Genomic DNA, 15,720 nt, shown 5'->3' with positions numbered 1-15,720 from the left:
AGCAGCAGATTTATATATCTTTAAATCTTATTTATTCATTTGTTTATTCCATAAAAATATATACAGAAAACAGATCGCCGCGCAAAAAAAAAGGCCATCGAAATGGCCTGAAAACCCCTGCTTGAAATGCGCTCAACGTGTGGGAGGGGGCTTGCCCCCGATAGCGGTGGGTCAGCTAAATATTTGGTAACTGAGGCACCGTAATCGGGGGCAAGCCCCCTCCCACACGGGTCCTGTCTCCAGGGTTGAGCTGTGTTAACGGTTGGGTTGTGGCGTCAGGCGCAGGTACGGCTTCACCGCGCGATAGCCCTTCGGAAAGCGTTTCTTGATCTCTTCCTCGTCCTTGAGCGACGGCACGATCACCACTTCATCACCGTCCTGCCAGTTGGCCGGTGTGGCGACTTTATGGGTGTCGGTCAACTGCAGCGAGTCGATCACCCGCAGGATTTCGTGGAAGTTACGGCCGGTGCTGGCCGGGTAGGTGATGGTCAGGCGGATCTTCTTGTTCGGGTCGATCACGAACAGGGAGCGCACGGTGAGGGTGTCGCTGGCGTTGGGGTGGATCAGGTCGTAGAGATCGGAAACCTTGCGATCGGCATCGGCCAGGATCGGGAAGTTGACGACCGTGTTCTGGGTTTCGTTGATGTCTTCGATCCACTTGTGGTGCGAGTCCACCGGGTCAACCGACAGCGCGATGGCCTTGACGCCACGCTGGGCGAACTCATCCTTGAGCTTGGCGGTGAAGCCCAGTTCGGTGGTGCACACCGGGGTGAAGTCCGCCGGATGGGAAAACAGCACACCCCAGCTATCGCCCAGCCATTCGTGGAAACGAATCTTGCCGGCGCTGGAATCCTGTTCGAAGTCGGGGGCGATATCGCCCAGTCTTAGGCTCATGGTGGGGCTCCTGATGAGTGCTTATGGAGCCCACTGTGCATGCATAGGGGAAATTTTAAAAAGAATAAATATCAATTTATCTAGACGATAAAGGAATATTAAAGATCTGTTCATTGGACGTGATCAGCACTGAAGAGCACCATCTTCTTCAAGGTTCGAGAAGGCCTTGAGACGCTGCACAAAGAGGGTTCAGGAAGGGCTTGCGGGGGTTGAGCCCGACTTGAAAAGCAAGACACCTTGCCCGGCATTGCGCCGGGCAGGGTTTTACAGTCTTACAACAGCGGGATCGAGTAGCTGACGATCAAGCGGTTTTCGTCCTGGTTACGCGCGTTGGCGATATCGCTGCGCCACATAGCGTTTTTCCAAGCCACGCCGACGTTTTTCAGCGGACCTTCCGGTACGACGTAGGCAACAGTGATGTCACGTTCCCACTCGGACTGGCCGGTGAACTCGGCACGGTTGCTGGCGACGGTGTCGATATGGTCGCCTTTGAGGTAAACCACACCCGCGGTCAGGCCAGGTACGCCGACTTTGGCGAAGTCGTAGGAGTAGCGAGCTTGCCAGGTGCGCTCGCCGGCACGGGCGAACTTCTGGATCTGCATGTCGGTCGTGATGTAGGCCGACGAGCCGTCACCCTGGTTCAGCCAAGGGAAGTCGCTGCTGCCGTTGCTGACCTGGTAACCACCACCGAAGGTGTGACCGGCAACCGAGTACAGGAACAGGCCGCTGTACAGGTTGTTGTCGACTTTGCCACGACCGGAGTTGACGCCACCGTAGTTGCCTGTAGAGAAGTAGGCGGACTGGTTGCCGTTGTTACCGTCGTCGGAGCTGTTGAAGTAACGCAGGTCAGACTTCAACACGCCCGGACCGATGGCCCAGTTGTGGGTCAGGCCCAGGAAGTGCTGCTTGTAGAAATCTTCCAGGTTGCCGTAGTAGTACTGGGCGGTCAGATCCTTGGTGATCTTGTAGTCGCCGCCGGCATAGTAGAACTTGTTGCTCGAACGCCAGTTCACACCACGGCTGTTGGCACCGGAGATGGACAGGCTTTCGTTGTTGCTGGAGTTACGGCCCTTGGCCTTTTCGATCTGGCCGGCGACCAGGGTCAGGTCCTTGATGTCGCTGGAGCTGATCTGGCCACCCTGGAAGGTCTGCGGCAGCATACGACCATCGTTGGTCACGATGACCGGCAGCTTGGGCTGCAAGGTACCCAGCTTCAATTCAGTCTGGGAAATCTTGGCCTTGGCAGTCAGGCCCAGGCTCGAGTAGTTATCAACGGCTTCGCCATTGGACTTGCTCGGGAAGATGGTGCCGCCGTAGGACGTGGCAGTCGCGCCGTTGGTACCGCCGCCGGAATCCAGGCGAACACCCAACAGGCCGATAGCGTCAAGACCGAAGCCAACGGTGCCTTGGGTATAACCGGAGATGAAACGCAGATCGAAGCCTTGGCCCCATTCTTCGTTCTTGCTCGGGTTGGCCGTGCCTTCGCGGTTATCGGTGTTGATATAGAAGTTGCGCAGACCCAGTGTGGCCTTGCTGTCTTCGATGAAACCGGCAGCGCCTGCTTGCTGGGCGATTGCGCCCAACGCTACAGCCACAGCCAAGGTGGACTTCTTCATGTACCGCTCCTCTCATTTCTAATTTTTGTATTTCTTTGGTCTCGGGTCTGACGCCCTCGATCCACAGATGCGCGATTAGCGCCAGATAGTGACCACCAAGTCAATCGTAACCTTGTGTGTCTACTACCTTCGTCTAATCGCAGTTGATTTGGTCCCTGCAGGGTAATGAGTTTTTCATACACCCAAAAAGAATTGTTTCATTCTTTTTCATACGATTCAGGAATAAGCGCGTTCGCGAAACGGACTGGTCAGGATAGACCAACCTGCCCATAAGCTAATTCCTAAAGGGTATTTACCTGTGCTTTTTTAGATCGATTAGCGTTGACGTTCGATTGCATACGTCACTCACGATCAAAAAGGCGACGCCATCATGGCCAAGGGCACATCCTCCCGTCAATTTGTTACAGTTTTTGTATCGGTATTACTTTCTTTTGATGTCAACGGCTGACGGCTCCACGAACACGCTATCGGCAAAAATCAACGCTTCTGAAGGCCTGGTAGTGCGTAACGGCAGCGGCATCACGCATAGGGGGATAAACGCGGCCCAATGTGGGAGGGGGCTTGCTCCCGATGGCGGTGTGTCAGTCACATAGAGATTGACTGACCCACTGCTATCGGGGGCAAGCCCCCTCCCACAGGTAGATATGTATTGGTTGCCAGGCCGGGCTTACAAAGCCTTCTCGAAAATTTTCGAGTTGCGCTGATAGTTGTACAGCGACGCCCGCGCCGACGGCAGGCGGTCCACGCTGCTCGGCACGAAGCCGCGCTCACGGAACCAGTGGGCGGTGCGGGTGGTGAGGACGAACAAGGTCTTCAGGCCCTGGGCACGGGCACGGGTCTGGATGCGCTCAAGCAGCACGTCGCCGCGCGCGCCATGGCGGTATTCCGGATTCACTGCCAGGCACGCCAATTCACCCGCATCCGAATCCGCGATCTGATACAGCGCCGCGCAAGCGATGATCATCCCTTCGCGCTCGACCACGCTGAACTGCTCGATCTCCCGCTCCAGCACTTCCCGCGAACGACGCACCAGGATGCCCTGCTCTTCCAGCGGGCTGATCAGGTCGAGCAAGCCGCCGACGTCCTCGATCGCCGCTTCGCGCACCAGTTCGAATTGCTCCTGGGCCACCAGCGTACCGCCGCCGTCACGGGTAAACAGCTCGGTGAGCAAGGCGCCGTCCTCGGCGTAGCTGACGATATGGCTGCGCCCTACTCCACCCCGGCAAGCTTCAGCGGCGGCATCGAGCAGCTCGGCCTGGTAGTTGCTGCCCAGGCGCTGCAGGTGGGCCGGCACTTGTTGCGGACGCAGTTCGCGCACCAGGCGACCATTTTCATCGATCAGGCCCAGGTCGGCGCCGAACAGCAGCAGCTTGTCGGCACCCAGGTCGATGGCGGCGCGCGTGGCGACGTCTTCGCAGGCCAGGTTGAAGATCTCACCAGTGGGCGAATACCCCAGCGGCGACAACAGCACGATGGAGCGCTCGTCCAGCAGGCGGTTGATACCCTTGCGGTCGACCCGGCGCACTTCGCCGGTGTGGTGATAGTCCACGCCGTCCAATACGCCGATAGGGCGCGCGGTCACGAAGTTGCCGCTGGTCACGCGCAGGCGCGAGCCCTGCATGGGCGATGAGGCCATGTCCATGGACAGGCGCGCTTCAATGGCGATACGCAGATGGCCGACCGCGTCGATCACACACTCCAGCGTCGCCGCATCGGTGATGCGCATGCCTTCGTGGTAAGTAGGGGTCAGGCCACGCGCTTCAAGGCGCACTTCGATCTGCGGGCGCGAACCGTGCACCAGCACTAGCCGCACCCCCAGGCTGTGCAGCAGCACCAGGTCGTGGACGATATTGCCGAAGTTGGGATGTTCCACACCATCGCCGGGCAGCATGACCACAAAGGTGCAGTCGCGGTGAGCGTTGATGTAGGGCGAAGCGTGACGAAGCCAATTAACGTAGTCGGGCATAACACCTGGGCCTGTAATAAAAAGCAGCCGAAAAGGGATCAATCGTGAAAGCGCACAGCGGGCTGATGGTTATCGTCGGAACAGGCTTGGCGACACGCTCACTCTCCTTTCTATGTACGAACAGGCGGGGGTTAATTTATGCAGGTTTCAGGCAGTAATGTTCAATCAGTTCCCGCAATAGACGCACTGTAGGCGTCAAGCGTGACATTTCGAGGTATTCGCCCGGCTGGTGCGCACAGGCGATATCGCCAGGGCCGAGCACCAGGGTTTCGCAACCAAGGCGCTGAAGATAAGGCGCTTCGGTGCCGAACGCCACTGCTTCGGCACGATGGCCGGTCAAACGCTCTGCCACCCGTACCAGTTCGGCGTCTTCCGGCTGCTCGAACGGTGGCACTTCGGGAAACAGCGGCGCGTAGTCGATCTTGACCTGATGGCGCTCGGCCAAGGGTTGCAGCTTCTGCCGGATGGCGGCGCGCAGGACTTGCGGGTCCATGCCCGGCAGCGGCCGCAGGTCGAATTCCAGCGAGCACTGCCCGCAGATGCGATTGGGGTTGTCGCCGCCGTGAATGCAGCCGAAGTTCATGGTCGGCTGCGGCACGCTGAACTGCGGGTTGCGGTATTCACGTTGCCAGGCCAGGCGCAGGCCACGCAATTCGCCGATGGCGTCGTGTATGGCTTCCAGGGCGCTGTGGCCCAGACTCGGGTCCGATGAATGGCCGCTTTGGCCAAGAATGTCGATGCGCTCCATCATCACACCTTTGTGCAAGCGGATCGGCTTGAGGCCCGTCGGCTCGCCGATCACCGCCGCTCGACCCAACGGCCGCCCCGCGTCGGCCAGGGCACGGGCGCCGGACATGGAGCTTTCTTCATCGCACGTGGCGAGAATCAGCAGCGGTTGCTTGAACGGTTGATCCAGCAGCGGCAATACGGCTTCGATGGCCAGGGCGAAGAAGCCCTTCATGTCGCAACTGCCCAATCCTACCCAGCGCCCGTCGACTTCCGTCAGCTTGAGCGGATCGGTTTTCCACAATGCCGCGTCGTAGGGCACCGTGTCGCTGTGACCGGCCAGCACCAGGCCGCCGGGGCCGCTGCCAAAGCTGGCCAGCAGGTTGAATTTGCCGGGGCTGACGTGCTGGATGTCGATGGCGAAGCCCAGGTCGCCCAGCCAGGTGGCGAGCAGATCGATCACCGGGCGGTTGGTCTGGTCCAGCGACGCTTGAGTGCAACTGACCGACGGCGCGGCAATCAACGCGGCGAACTGCTCTTTCATGGACGGTAACGGCATGCGCGGTCTCCAACTTCCCGGATGAGCCCCACTATAGAGCCATCTGCACGACACAATAAACCGTTGCGGCACGTTGCCGGGCTCAGTCCTGTACACTGCACGACCTTGGCAGCCACACTTTTCCCCGGCTGCGCTCCCGATCCTGGATTTTCCGGCCATGCAGAAAGAAACCGAAATCAAGCTCCGCGTCAGCCGCGAGACACTCGCCGCGCTGCGTGAGCACCCGCTACTGAAAAAACGCAACAAAAGTGGCTGGGAACGCCGTGAGTTGATGAATCAGTACTTCGACACCCCCGAGCGCGACCTGGCCCAGGCCAAGGTGGCCCTGCGCCTGCGCAAGGACGGTGACGACATCATCCAGACCCTCAAGACCCGCGGCCAGAGTGTTGCCGGCTTGTCGGAACGCAACGAATACAACTGGGACCTGCCCAAAGCCAAGCTCGACGTGAAGAAGCTCGACGGCGAGTGCTGGCCCGAGCAACTGGCCGAGCTGGACAAAAAGACCCTCAAGCCGATCTTTACCACCGACTTCGTGCGTGAACGCGCCGAAATCGCCTGGGGTCGCGGCAAGGCCAAGGTGGTGATCGAAGCCGCCCTGGACCTGGGCCATGTGGTCGTCGGCAAGCAGAAGGAAGAAATCTGCGAGCTGGAACTGGAACTGCGCGAAGGCGAGCCGGCAGCCCTGCTGGAGCTGGCCGCCGAACTGGCGGCGACCCTGGCGCTGATGCCGTGTGACATCAGCAAGGCCGAACGTGGTTATCGCCTGTACGACGCCAGCAGCTACTCCCTGAGCCTGCCGGCACCGCAGATTCACGCCGAAATGCCGTTGGACGATGCCTTCGCCGCAATCATGTGGCACCTGCTGGGCAGCAGCCAGCGTCTGGCCGAGCAATATCGCTTCAATGGCCACTGGCGTCTGCTGCAGGATTGGGTCGAGAACCTCGGCGAATTGCGCGCCCTGATCGGCAGCCTCGGCCAGGCCGCGCCGCGCCAATCCACCAGCGAGCTGCGCAGCGCCCTGGATGCGTTGCTGGAAGACTGGCGCCCGCTGGTCCAGGCCGGTGACGACGATGAAGACATTCGCAAAGCCGCGCCGGAGCAGTTCGTTGAAGAGTTGCAGGATGTGCGCTGGGGCCTGTTCTCCCTGAACACCTCGCGCTGGCTGCTGGCCCGCACCTGGACCGAAGCGCGCAACGTACGTGGCAACCGTCAGGGCGCCGCGCAGATCACCAACTGGCTACCGCGCCTGTTGGCCGATGACGCCGTTGCCCTGCAACTGTCGCGTTACCAGCAGCAGCCGGAAGACCTGGCCGAGCAATTGCCGCGCATCGAACGCATCCAGGCCTGGCTGCACCATGCCCGTCACGTGGTGGACATCCCGGAACTGGACCGCTTGTACGGCGAGCTGAACAAGCTGGCGCACCTGGCTAACCAGCCGATTACCGATGAGTCGCTGGATGCGCGGATGCATCAGGCGATTGCGGTGTATCAGAATCGGGCGTGGAAGACGCTTCTGCGCCTGTAACATTGCTATCGGGGGCAAGCCCCCTCCCACATTTTGACCTGTGGGAGGGGGCTTGCCCCCGATGAGGCCTTCCCTGTCAGCGCAATACTGGCAGACTGGTAGTGGACTTGATCTCGGACAAAGCCACAATCGAATTGACCTCCTGAATCCCCGGCACCATCGACAACTTGTCAAAGAAAAACCGCTCGTACGCCTCGATGTCCGACGCAACAATGCGCAATAAGAAATCCACCGCGCCCATCAGTACATAACACTCCAGCACTTCCGGAAAGCCACGAATCGCCTCGGTGAACTCGGTGAAGTTGGATCGACCGTGGGCGTTGAGTTTGACCTCGGCGAAAATCTGCGTGTTGAGGCCGATTTTCTTGCGGTCCAGCAGCGTCACCTGGCCACGAATCACGCCCTCTTCCTTCAACCGCTGGATGCGCCGCCAGCAGGGCGACTGGGACAGGCCGACCTGTTCGGCGATCTGCGCGCTGGAGAGCGAGGCGTCCTCTTGCAGCAGGGCCAGGATGCGGCGGTCATAGACGTCCAATTCACTGTGCATAAAAATACCTTCGGGTGCGCTTATCTTGAATTGCACGATTCGAATTTATGCGAATCTGGCTCATCTTAGATAAGAAATCTCCCATGGCGAATGTAAAAATTCCTCCAGCCAAATCTGGAGAGTCAGCATGCACGCCGTTGAAACCGTCCACTCTGTTACCCGCGCCGATGCGTGGGCTGTCGATAGCCTTCAGTGCGAGGCGCATTATCGGATTGCCGCAGAGGCGGAGCCGGACGTGCTGTGCCGGGTACTGAATTACTTCGCGCTGCAATTTCTCACGCCCAGACAGGTGATCGTGAACAGGCAAGACGACCTGCTGCATATCGACATCGTGGTGGACGGCCTGAGCTGGCATCGCGCCCAGGTGATCGGTGAAAAGTTTCGAAACCTGATCAGCGTGTGTTCCGTTGAGTCGTGGCCGGCAGGTAGCGCGCGGCCTCAAGCCGTGGCGGCAACCTCTCGGTAAAAGCCTGCAATACACGCCCAGGGAGAATATTCAGAAGCTGGCTAGCCTGGGATTACACCCGACGCCAATCTGGAACCCCTCATGCCCGCCGTCCTGCAAGATCGCCCTCTTGAACTGCAACAGTTGCTGCCTGCATTGATCGAGCAGCAACTGATTACGCCAGAGACGGCGCGGCAGGTGTCGTCCGTGCCCGCCAGCGCCCGGCATCCCCTGGAAATGATCGCCGCGCAAGGACCGTGCCTGGAAACATTGACCCGGTGGCTGGCCCGGCACGTCGATCAGCCTTATCTACGCATCGACCCGCTGAAGATCGACGTGGCGACGGTGGTGCCGTTGATGTCCCACGCCTTCGCCCAGCGCCACGCCATCCTTGCAGTGGCCGTGGATGCGCACAGCGTCACCGTTGCCAGCGCTCAGCCCCATGTCAGCGGCTGGGAGGCCGGGCTTTCCCAGGTACTCAAACGCTCGATAAGACGCGTGGTGGCCAACCCTCAAACCCTCCAGCGCTGCATCAATGAATTTTACCGTTTGGCCAAATCTGTCAGCGGTGCCGACCAGCAAATGGCGCCCCCCGGTACTGTCGAACGGTTCAGCCTGGGCGCCAGCGATAGCGAGCCGCATGCCGATGACGCGCATATCGTCAATATCGTCGACTGGCTGTTGCAGTACGCTTTTGATCAACGGGCCAGCGATATCCATATCGAGCCCTGCCTTGAACAGGGGCGTGTGCGCTTTCGCATTGACGGGCTGTTGCATGACGTCTACCAATTTCCGCCCCAGGTCAGTACCGCTGTGGTCAGCCGGCTGAAAAGCCTTGGGCGTATGAATGTGGCTGAGAAGCGCAAGCCCCAGGATGGGCGCATCAAAACGAAAACGGCAGGCATTGAAGTGGAACTGCGCCTGTCGACCTTGCCCACCGCCTTCGGCGAAAAGTTGGTCATGCGCATTTTTGATCCCCAGGTGCTGCTCAAGGATTTCGATCAACTGGGGCTGTCCGTCGACGATCAGCAGCGCTGGCAGGCCATGACCCGACAGACCAGCGGCATCATTCTGGTCACCGGCCCCACCGGCTCGGGCAAGACCAGCACGCTCTACAGCACCCTCAGGCAACTGGCGACCCGGGAGGTCAACCTGTGCACGGTGGAGGACCCCATCGAAATGGTCGAGCCGGCATTCAACCAGATGCAGGTGCAGCACAACATCGACCTGTCCTTCGCCAGCGGTATCCGCGCGTTGCTGCGCCAAGACCCGGACATCATCATGATCGGCGAGATTCGCGACCAGGAGACCGCCGAAATGGCGATCCAGGCCGCGCTGACCGGGCACCTTGTGCTGTCAACGCTGCACACCAACGATGCGCCGAGCGCCATCAGCCGTTTGCAGGAACTGGGTATCGCTCATTATTTGATCAAGGCGACGCTGATAGGCGTCATGGCACAGCGCCTGGTGCGCGTGCTGTGCCCCCATTGCAAACGCGCCGTCGCCGAAGTCTACGAGGCGGTCGGGTGTGGTGAGTGCCGCGACAGTGGCTATCGAGGCAGGGCCGGGCTTTACGAAATCATGATTCTGGACGAAACCCTCAAAGCGCTGATCACCCCCGGCGCTGACGTTCAAGCCTTGCGCCATGCGTCTCTCGGGCAAGGCATGCACAGCCTGCGAATGGCCGGCATGCAAAAGGTGAAGGCCGGACTGACGACGCTGACGGAAGTCCTCAGGGTTACCCCTGGGGATTCAGAAACAAATCCTTTGTTCGCTGGCCAATGAAACCGTTCTTATCCGTGACGACACCGTTACAATCGACCGAACGTCGTGTCACTGACATCATCAGATAGGGAATCGCAATGCAGATCGGAACCGTACTGCTTCTTTTCGTGGGATTGGCCATTGCCATCCTGTTCATGGGTTTCAAGGTGGTGCCCCAGGGCTACCAGTGGACCGTCGAACGTTTCGGCCGCTATACCAACACCCTCAAGCCCGGCCTGAACATCATCATCCCGGTCATGGACCGCATCGGCCGCAAGATCAACGTGATGGAAAGCGTGCTGGATATCCCGCCCCAGGAAGTGATTACCGCCGACAACGCCACCGTGCAGATTGACGCCGTGTGCTTCTTCCAGGTGGTCAACACTGCCCAGGCCGCGTATGAGGTGAACAACCTCGAACATGCCATCCGCAACTTGCTGCAAACCAATATCCGTACGGTGCTCGGCTCCATGGAGCTGGATGCCATGCTCAGCCAGCGCGACGGCATCAACGAAAAACTGCTGCGCACCGTCGACGAAGCTACGGCGCCGTGGGGCATCAAGATCACCCGTATCGAAATCAAGGACATCAGCCCGCCCGCTGACCTGATGGCGGCCATGTCCGGACAAATGAAAGCCGAGCGGATCAAGCGCGCACAAATCCTCGAAGCCGAAGGTCTGCGCGCCTCGGCGATCCTCACCGCCGAGGGCAAGAAACAGGCGCAGATCCTCGAGGCAGAGGGTAGCCGCCAGGCCGCCTTCCTCGAATCCGAAGCGCGTGAACGTCAGGCCGAGGCTGAGGCCCGCGCGACCCAGGTGGTATCCGAAGCGATCGCCTCCGGCAACGTGCAGGCGGTGAATTACTTCGTCGCGCAGAAATACATCGATGCCCTGGGCAAGCTGGCATCGGCCAACAACAGCAAAGTGATCCTGATGCCGCTGGAAGCCAGCCAGGTCATTGGCGCCGTGGGCGGTATCGGCGAGATCGTCAAAGCCACTTTCGACAACAAGAAAGGCTGAGGTCGCCACCATGTGGGATTTCCTGCAGCATCTTTCGTTCTGGGATTGGTTGGCGCTGGGCACCGTCTTGTTGATTCTTGAGGTGTTCGGTGCCGGAGGCTACCTGTTGTGGATGGGTATCGCCGCAGCGGCCGTGGGTGTGATCAAGTTCATCGTCCCGCCCCTCGGACTGGAGTGGCAACTGCTGCTGTTCGCCCTGCTGTCGATATTGACGGCCGTGTACTGGTGGAGACGCCAACGCAGCAGCGCCAAGGCCAGCGATCAACCCGGCTTGAACGAGCGCGGTTCAGAGCTGGTCGGGCGCACGTTCGTGGTGCATCAGGCGATAGTGGACGGCAGGGGCAAGGTCAAGGTCGGCGATGGCGTATGGATGGTCACCGGTGCCGATGCACCTGTAGGCGCTCAAGTCCGCGTGGTTGGGCAGGATGGGGTAGTTTTAAAGGTTGAAACTGTTTAGTCAGTGATGGAACTGGATCAGGTTAACTACAATCAAAACGTACAGATAACCCACCGGAGTCACCCATCATGCGTCTTAAATATGCTGTCGCAACCCTTGCTGTGCTCTCTCTCCCTGTCGGCTCAGCCATGGCCGATAGCTTCTGGCGTAATGTCATCTCGTCAGGCGCCACCACCGGCTCGACCTACCTGACCTTCAAGGACCACAAAATGGTCGTCGCCGCCCAGGACGACGCCGGCAGCTTCGTCGCCAGCGACGGCGGCATCCGCGGCCCGTACCTGGAAGCGGCCATGCAGAAAGTGCGCGCCGATAACCCTGGCCTGCAGGCCACGGACATGGAGCTGGCCAACGCCATCCTCGCGAAGAACGCTGTTACCGAGTAACCACTGCAACCTAAAAAATGCCGCTTTCTCAAGCGGCATTTTTGCATTCCCCTACAAAAAAACTGCGATTGATTACGTCAAGAGTCGAGTTTTCTGGGCAACCATCGGATCAGTCCTGTCGAGGCCGTGGGTAGCAGGTAACAAGCTACCGATTCCTTTTTCAATAAAGTGAATCAGTCTCCATGCAAAAACTTGTATTCGCCTGCCTCCTGTCGGCAGCCGCAGCCCCCTGTGCCCAGGCAGAAAGCTGGTATGGTTCGACGAAGCTCAACAGTACACGCCAGAACCTCTCCAGCGCTCTGCTGACCAGCCCCCGCGTGACAGAACGTGTGGCCGCACCGGACAGCAGCAAATCGGTGGTTGGCTCCTTTGCAGTGGGTTATGCCTTTGCCGACGGGTGGCGCCTGGAGGGCGAATACACCATGCCCAATACCTCGACATTCAAGTCCTACTGGGCGCCCTTCAATGCCAACGTCAATAGCCTGCACACCCAGAGCCAGCGTCTGATGCTCAATGGTTACAAGGACATACCTATCAATGACTGGCTGTCGTTCTACGGGATGGCCGGCATGGGTGTCGCGCGGGTTGACGCTGCTGGCTACCAAACCAACGATACACGGCGTTTTGCCAGCAATCGCCAGCACAACTTTGCCTACAGCGTGGGCATCGGGTTGCAAGCCAGGCTCAATGAGCGACTCACCCTGGGCACTGGTTATCGCTATACCGCAATGGGCGATGTTGAAACTGGCTACAACACGTTTGCCAACAGGGTGAATGCCCGTGATGAACAGCTCAAAGGCAAACTCAAGGAGCAGAATTTGTTTCTTGAAGCCCGCTTCGGCTTTTGATTCCCTGAAAAAATGCCGCCGTCCAGGCGGCATTGTTTTGCTCGCAACATGACGAATCGTTCACGGGCGACAGGCTATATTCAGTCGCACCGTGCAACCATGCAGGACTTGCACGTCCATCACCCATCGCCTATCGGATGCCTTCTTCGTCATGAGCCAACAGCCTTTCCTGCCGTTCTCCAAACCTACCATTGACGAAGCCACGATCTCGGCGGTCGGCGATGTCCTTCGTTCCGGCTGGATCACCAGCGGGCCGAAGGTGCTGGCGTTCGAAGCGCAGTTGTCGGAGTTCTTTGGCGGCCGCCCGGTGCGCACCTTCAACTCAGGCACATGCACCATGGAAATTGCCCTGCGCATCGCTGGTATCGGGCCTGGGGATGAGGTCATCACCACACCAATCTCTTGGGTCGCCACAGCCAATGTCATCCTCGAAGTGGGCGCCACCCCGGTCTTTGCCGATATCGACCCGGTGACCCGCAACATCGATCTGGCTCAGGTTGAAGCGGCGATCACCCCGCGCACCAAGGCGATCATCCCGGTCTACCTGGCCGGTTTGCCCTTGGACATGCCGATGCTTTACGCGCTGGCCAACAAGTACAACCTGCGCATCGTCGAGGATGCTGCCCAGGCCCTGGGGTCCAGCTGGGACGCAGAACGCATCGGCGCTACCGGCGACTTCGTGTCGTTCAGCTTTCAGGCGAACAAGAACATCACCTCATCCGAAGGTGGCTGCCTGGTGCTGAACAACGCCGAAGAAGCCCGTCTGGCCGAGAAGTACCGCCTGCAGGGCGTCACCCGCAACGGTTTCGACGGTCTGGATGTGGACGTGCTGGGCGGCAAGTTCAACATGACCGATATCGCCGCCGCCATCGGCCTGGGACAATTTGCCCACATCGAGAAGATCACCGCCCATCGTCAGAACCTGGCACGGCACTACTTCGAATGCTTCGGCGGTGATTTCGAAGAACAGTACGGCGCACAACTGCCACCGGCGGACTTCGAAAACAGCAACTGGCACTTGTTCCAACTGGTATTGCCGGAGCGTCAGGATGGGTTGCCCGCCCGCGCCACTTTTATGGAGCAGATGCAGGCCCGCGGCGTCGGCATTGGCTATCACTACCCGCCCATCCACCTGCTGAGCCTGTACCGGGCACAGGGTTTCAAGGAAGGGATGTTCCCCGTGGCGGAGCGTGTTGGGCGATTGATCGTGTCGTTGCCGATGTTCACGGCGATGACAGAGGCGGATGTGGAGCGGGCTGTGGCGGCGGTCAAAGCCGTATTGAAAGCAGGCTGATTATCCAGTGTGGGAGGGCGCTTGCCCCCGATTACGGTGGGTCAGCCACTGATGAGCAGACTGACACTCCGCCATCGGGGGCAAGCCCCCTCCCACATCGGGTTCTGTGTTTACTCGCCGATAGCGGCTTTGTAGCCGGCAGCGTCCAGCAGTTTCTCCAGATCAGCCGGGTTGCTTGGCTTGAGCTTGAAGATCCAGGCGCCATAAGGGTCGGAGTTCAACAGCTCAGGACTCCCACTCAACTCGTCGTTGACCGCAATCACTTCGCCTGCAACCGGGGCGTAGATGTCCGAGGCAGCCTTCACCGACTCAACCACACCCGCCTGGCCCTCGGCTTCAAATGTGGCGCCAATCTCAGCCAACTCAACAAACACCACATCACCCAACGCTTCCTGTGCATGGTCGGAGATTCCGACGGTCACGGTGCCGTCGGCTTCCAGACGGGCCCACTCATGACTTTCGGCAAAACGCAGGTCGGCAGGGATATTGCTCATAGTCTGTGTCCTCAAGAAGAAATGTCAGCGGCCAGTGGCCTGCCGGAAAATAGTTAGATCAAGGTTTTGCCATGGCGGACGAAGGTCGGCTTGACCACTCGAACCGGGTACCACTTGCCGCGAATTTCCACTTCGGCCCGGTCGGCAGTCGCCGTCGGTACACGCGCCAGGGCAATGGATTTGCTAAGCGTAGGTGAGAAACTACCACTGGTGATCTCCCCTTCGCCAACATTGGCGATACGAACCACCTGGTGAGCACGTAGAACTCCACGTTCTTCCAGGACCAGCCCGACCAATTTGAACTGCACACCGGCTGCTTTTTCCGCTTCCAGCGCGGCGCGGCCGATGAAATTGCGCCCTGCCGGTTCCCAGGCGATGCTCCAGGCCATGTTGGCAGCCAGGGGCGACACCTGCTGGTGGATATCCTGGCCATACAGGTTCATGCCGGCCTCCAGGCGCAGGGTATCGCGCGCACCGAGGCCGATGGGGGAAATACCGGCGCCCACCAGGTCGTTGAAAAAACCCGGCGCCTGGTCGGCAGGCAGGACAATTTCCAGGCCGTCTTCGCCGGTGTAACCGGTGCGAGCGATAAACCAGTCGCCGTCGGCCTGGCCTTCGAAAGGTTTGAGCTGATGGATCAGGGTGCCACGGGACTGGGTCACCAGTTCGGCGATCTTCTGCCGCGCGTGGGGACCTTGAATGGCGAGCATGGCCAGCTCGGAGCGCTCCTGCAGTTGCACCTGATAGCCGCCCAGTTGCGCCTGCATCCAGGCCATATCCTGGTCACGGGTGGCAGCGTTGACCACCAGTCGGTAACCGGTTTCGGTACGGTAGACGATCATGTCGTCCACCACCCCGCCCTGCTCGTTGAGCATGGCGCTGTACAACGCGCGGCCGCAGCCGTGCAATCGATCGACATCATTGGCCAGCAGGTACTGGAGCCATTCCTTGGCCTGAGGGCCGGTGACATCGATCACGGTCATATGAGATACATCGAACACCCCGCAGTCGCGCCGCACCTGATGGTGCTCCTCGACTTGCGAGCCGTAATGCAAAGGCATATCCCAACCGCCAAAATCGACCATTTTCGCGCCGAGGGCGAGATGCAGGTCATACAGAGGCGTACGCTGTCCCATGGGTTTCTCCTTCCGGGCTTGGCGAAGGTGCGCAGAGCTGCCACTTG

15 protein-coding genes are annotated in these 15,720 nt (G+C 59.6%); 8 read left to right on the top strand and 7 right to left on the bottom strand.

Annotation, left to right across the window (positions count from 1 at the left end; translation table 11 throughout):
* Nucleotides 1-255: 255 nt before the first annotated feature.
* The 4 genes from PspCFBP13528_RS01935 to argE form a co-directional block, all read right to left on the bottom strand.
* A complete protein-coding gene (locus PspCFBP13528_RS01935) occupies nt 256-894 on the bottom strand; it encodes a peroxiredoxin (protein WP_065950423.1) in 639 nt (212 codons plus the stop codon).
* A 272-nt stretch (nt 895-1,166) separates the two neighbouring features.
* Nucleotides 1,167-2,510, bottom strand: coding sequence for an OprD family porin (locus tag PspCFBP13528_RS01930; protein ID WP_065950424.1), 1,344 nt, complete (start codon nt 2,508-2,510; stop codon nt 1,167-1,169).
* A gap of 667 nt (nt 2,511-3,177) precedes the next feature.
* Nucleotides 3,178-4,476, bottom strand: coding sequence for an amino-acid N-acetyltransferase (argA, locus tag PspCFBP13528_RS01925; protein ID WP_049711030.1), 1,299 nt, complete (start codon nt 4,474-4,476; stop codon nt 3,178-3,180).
* A 136-nt stretch (nt 4,477-4,612) separates the two neighbouring features.
* A complete protein-coding gene (gene argE / locus PspCFBP13528_RS01920) occupies nt 4,613-5,761 on the bottom strand; it encodes an acetylornithine deacetylase (protein WP_137199544.1) in 1,149 nt (382 codons plus the stop codon).
* Nucleotides 5,762-5,918: 157 nt separating this feature from the next.
* On the opposite strand from argE, the gene PspCFBP13528_RS01915 reads away from it, so the two are divergent.
* Nucleotides 5,919-7,286 carry a CYTH domain-containing protein gene (locus tag PspCFBP13528_RS01915; protein WP_065950426.1) on the top strand — a complete coding sequence of 456 codons (1,368 nt, stop codon included), beginning with the start codon at nt 5,919-5,921 and terminating at the stop codon, nt 7,284-7,286.
* A gap of 76 nt (nt 7,287-7,362) precedes the next feature.
* Here the strand turns inward: PspCFBP13528_RS01915 and PspCFBP13528_RS01910 are convergent, their stop codons facing one another.
* A complete protein-coding gene (locus PspCFBP13528_RS01910) occupies nt 7,363-7,833 on the bottom strand; it encodes an Lrp/AsnC family transcriptional regulator (protein ID WP_043046970.1) in 471 nt (156 codons plus the stop codon).
* A gap of 127 nt (nt 7,834-7,960) precedes the next feature.
* Between PspCFBP13528_RS01910 and PspCFBP13528_RS01905 the strand changes: the two genes are divergently transcribed.
* The 7 genes from PspCFBP13528_RS01905 (at nt 7,961) to PspCFBP13528_RS01875 (ending at nt 14,043) form a co-directional block, all read left to right on the top strand.
* A complete protein-coding gene (locus PspCFBP13528_RS01905; protein ID WP_065950427.1) occupies nt 7,961-8,299 on the top strand; it encodes a hypothetical protein in 339 nt (112 codons plus the stop codon).
* A gap of 81 nt (nt 8,300-8,380) precedes the next feature.
* Nucleotides 8,381-10,063 carry a GspE/PulE family protein gene (locus tag PspCFBP13528_RS01900; protein WP_101220157.1) on the top strand — a complete coding sequence of 561 codons (1,683 nt, stop codon included), beginning with the start codon at nt 8,381-8,383 and terminating at the stop codon, nt 10,061-10,063.
* A gap of 77 nt (nt 10,064-10,140) precedes the next feature.
* A complete protein-coding gene (locus PspCFBP13528_RS01895) occupies nt 10,141-11,061 on the top strand; it encodes an SPFH domain-containing protein (RefSeq protein ID WP_003176797.1) in 921 nt (306 codons plus the stop codon).
* Between the two features lie 10 nt (nt 11,062-11,071).
* A complete protein-coding gene (locus PspCFBP13528_RS01890) occupies nt 11,072-11,518 on the top strand; it encodes an NfeD family protein (RefSeq protein ID WP_065950429.1) in 447 nt (148 codons plus the stop codon).
* 68 nt (nt 11,519-11,586) lie between these two features.
* Nucleotides 11,587-11,901 (top strand): DUF2388 domain-containing protein, encoded by a 315-nt coding sequence (locus tag PspCFBP13528_RS01885; RefSeq protein WP_057723397.1) that lies wholly within the window; start codon nt 11,587-11,589, stop codon nt 11,899-11,901.
* 182 nt (nt 11,902-12,083) lie between these two features.
* Nucleotides 12,084-12,749: an outer membrane beta-barrel protein gene (locus PspCFBP13528_RS01880; protein ID WP_065950430.1), complete on the top strand. Its 666-nt coding sequence runs from the start codon at nt 12,084-12,086 to the stop codon at nt 12,747-12,749.
* 151 nt (nt 12,750-12,900) lie between these two features.
* Complete coding sequence (locus PspCFBP13528_RS01875) at nt 12,901-14,043, top strand: DegT/DnrJ/EryC1/StrS aminotransferase family protein (RefSeq protein WP_137199543.1); 1,143 nt, start codon at nt 12,901-12,903, stop codon at nt 14,041-14,043.
* 110 nt (nt 14,044-14,153) lie between these two features.
* Here the strand turns inward: PspCFBP13528_RS01875 and gcvH are convergent, their stop codons facing one another.
* Nucleotides 14,154-14,537, bottom strand: a complete 384-nt coding sequence (gene gcvH / locus PspCFBP13528_RS01870; protein ID WP_065950432.1) for a glycine cleavage system protein GcvH — start codon at nt 14,535-14,537, stop codon at nt 14,154-14,156.
* A 53-nt stretch (nt 14,538-14,590) separates the two neighbouring features.
* Nucleotides 14,591-15,673: a glycine cleavage system aminomethyltransferase GcvT gene (gene gcvT / locus PspCFBP13528_RS01865; protein ID WP_065950433.1), complete on the bottom strand. Its 1,083-nt coding sequence runs from the start codon at nt 15,671-15,673 to the stop codon at nt 14,591-14,593.
* Nucleotides 15,674-15,720 lie beyond the last annotated feature (47 nt).

The sequence above is a fragment of the Pseudomonas sp. CFBP13528 genome (genome assembly GCF_005233615.1).
GTDB classification, from domain to species: Bacteria; Pseudomonadota; Gammaproteobacteria; order Pseudomonadales; family Pseudomonadaceae; genus Aquipseudomonas; species Aquipseudomonas fluorescens_AM.
Note: the sequence above shows the minus strand (reverse complement) of the source record. Positions and strands in the feature narration are given on the sequence as shown.

Coding starts and splice junctions, on each gene's coding strand:
- gcvT (WP_065950433.1), bottom strand. CDS start 15,673: ATGGGACAGCGTACGCCTCTGTATGACCTGCATCTCGCCCTCGGCGCG.
- gcvH (WP_065950432.1), bottom strand. CDS start 14,537: ATGAGCAATATCCCTGCCGACCTGCGTTTTGCCGAAAGTCATGAGTGG.
- PspCFBP13528_RS01910 (WP_043046970.1), bottom strand. CDS start 7,833: ATGCACAGTGAATTGGACGTCTATGACCGCCGCATCCTGGCCCTGCTG.
- PspCFBP13528_RS01885 (WP_057723397.1), top strand. CDS start 11,587: ATGCGTCTTAAATATGCTGTCGCAACCCTTGCTGTGCTCTCTCTCCCT.
- argA (WP_049711030.1), bottom strand. CDS start 4,476: ATGCCCGACTACGTTAATTGGCTTCGTCACGCTTCGCCCTACATCAAC.
- PspCFBP13528_RS01895 (WP_003176797.1), top strand. CDS start 10,141: ATGCAGATCGGAACCGTACTGCTTCTTTTCGTGGGATTGGCCATTGCC.
- PspCFBP13528_RS01930 (WP_065950424.1), bottom strand. CDS start 2,510: ATGAAGAAGTCCACCTTGGCTGTGGCTGTAGCGTTGGGCGCAATCGCC.
- PspCFBP13528_RS01875 (WP_137199543.1), top strand. CDS start 12,901: ATGAGCCAACAGCCTTTCCTGCCGTTCTCCAAACCTACCATTGACGAA.
- PspCFBP13528_RS01880 (WP_065950430.1), top strand. CDS start 12,084: ATGCAAAAACTTGTATTCGCCTGCCTCCTGTCGGCAGCCGCAGCCCCC.
- PspCFBP13528_RS01935 (WP_065950423.1), bottom strand. CDS start 894: ATGAGCCTAAGACTGGGCGATATCGCCCCCGACTTCGAACAGGATTCC.
- PspCFBP13528_RS01915 (WP_065950426.1), top strand. CDS start 5,919: ATGCAGAAAGAAACCGAAATCAAGCTCCGCGTCAGCCGCGAGACACTC.
- PspCFBP13528_RS01890 (WP_065950429.1), top strand. CDS start 11,072: ATGTGGGATTTCCTGCAGCATCTTTCGTTCTGGGATTGGTTGGCGCTG.
- argE (WP_137199544.1), bottom strand. CDS start 5,761: ATGCCGTTACCGTCCATGAAAGAGCAGTTCGCCGCGTTGATTGCCGCG.
- PspCFBP13528_RS01900 (WP_101220157.1), top strand. CDS start 8,381: ATGCCCGCCGTCCTGCAAGATCGCCCTCTTGAACTGCAACAGTTGCTG.
- PspCFBP13528_RS01905 (WP_065950427.1), top strand. CDS start 7,961: ATGCACGCCGTTGAAACCGTCCACTCTGTTACCCGCGCCGATGCGTGG.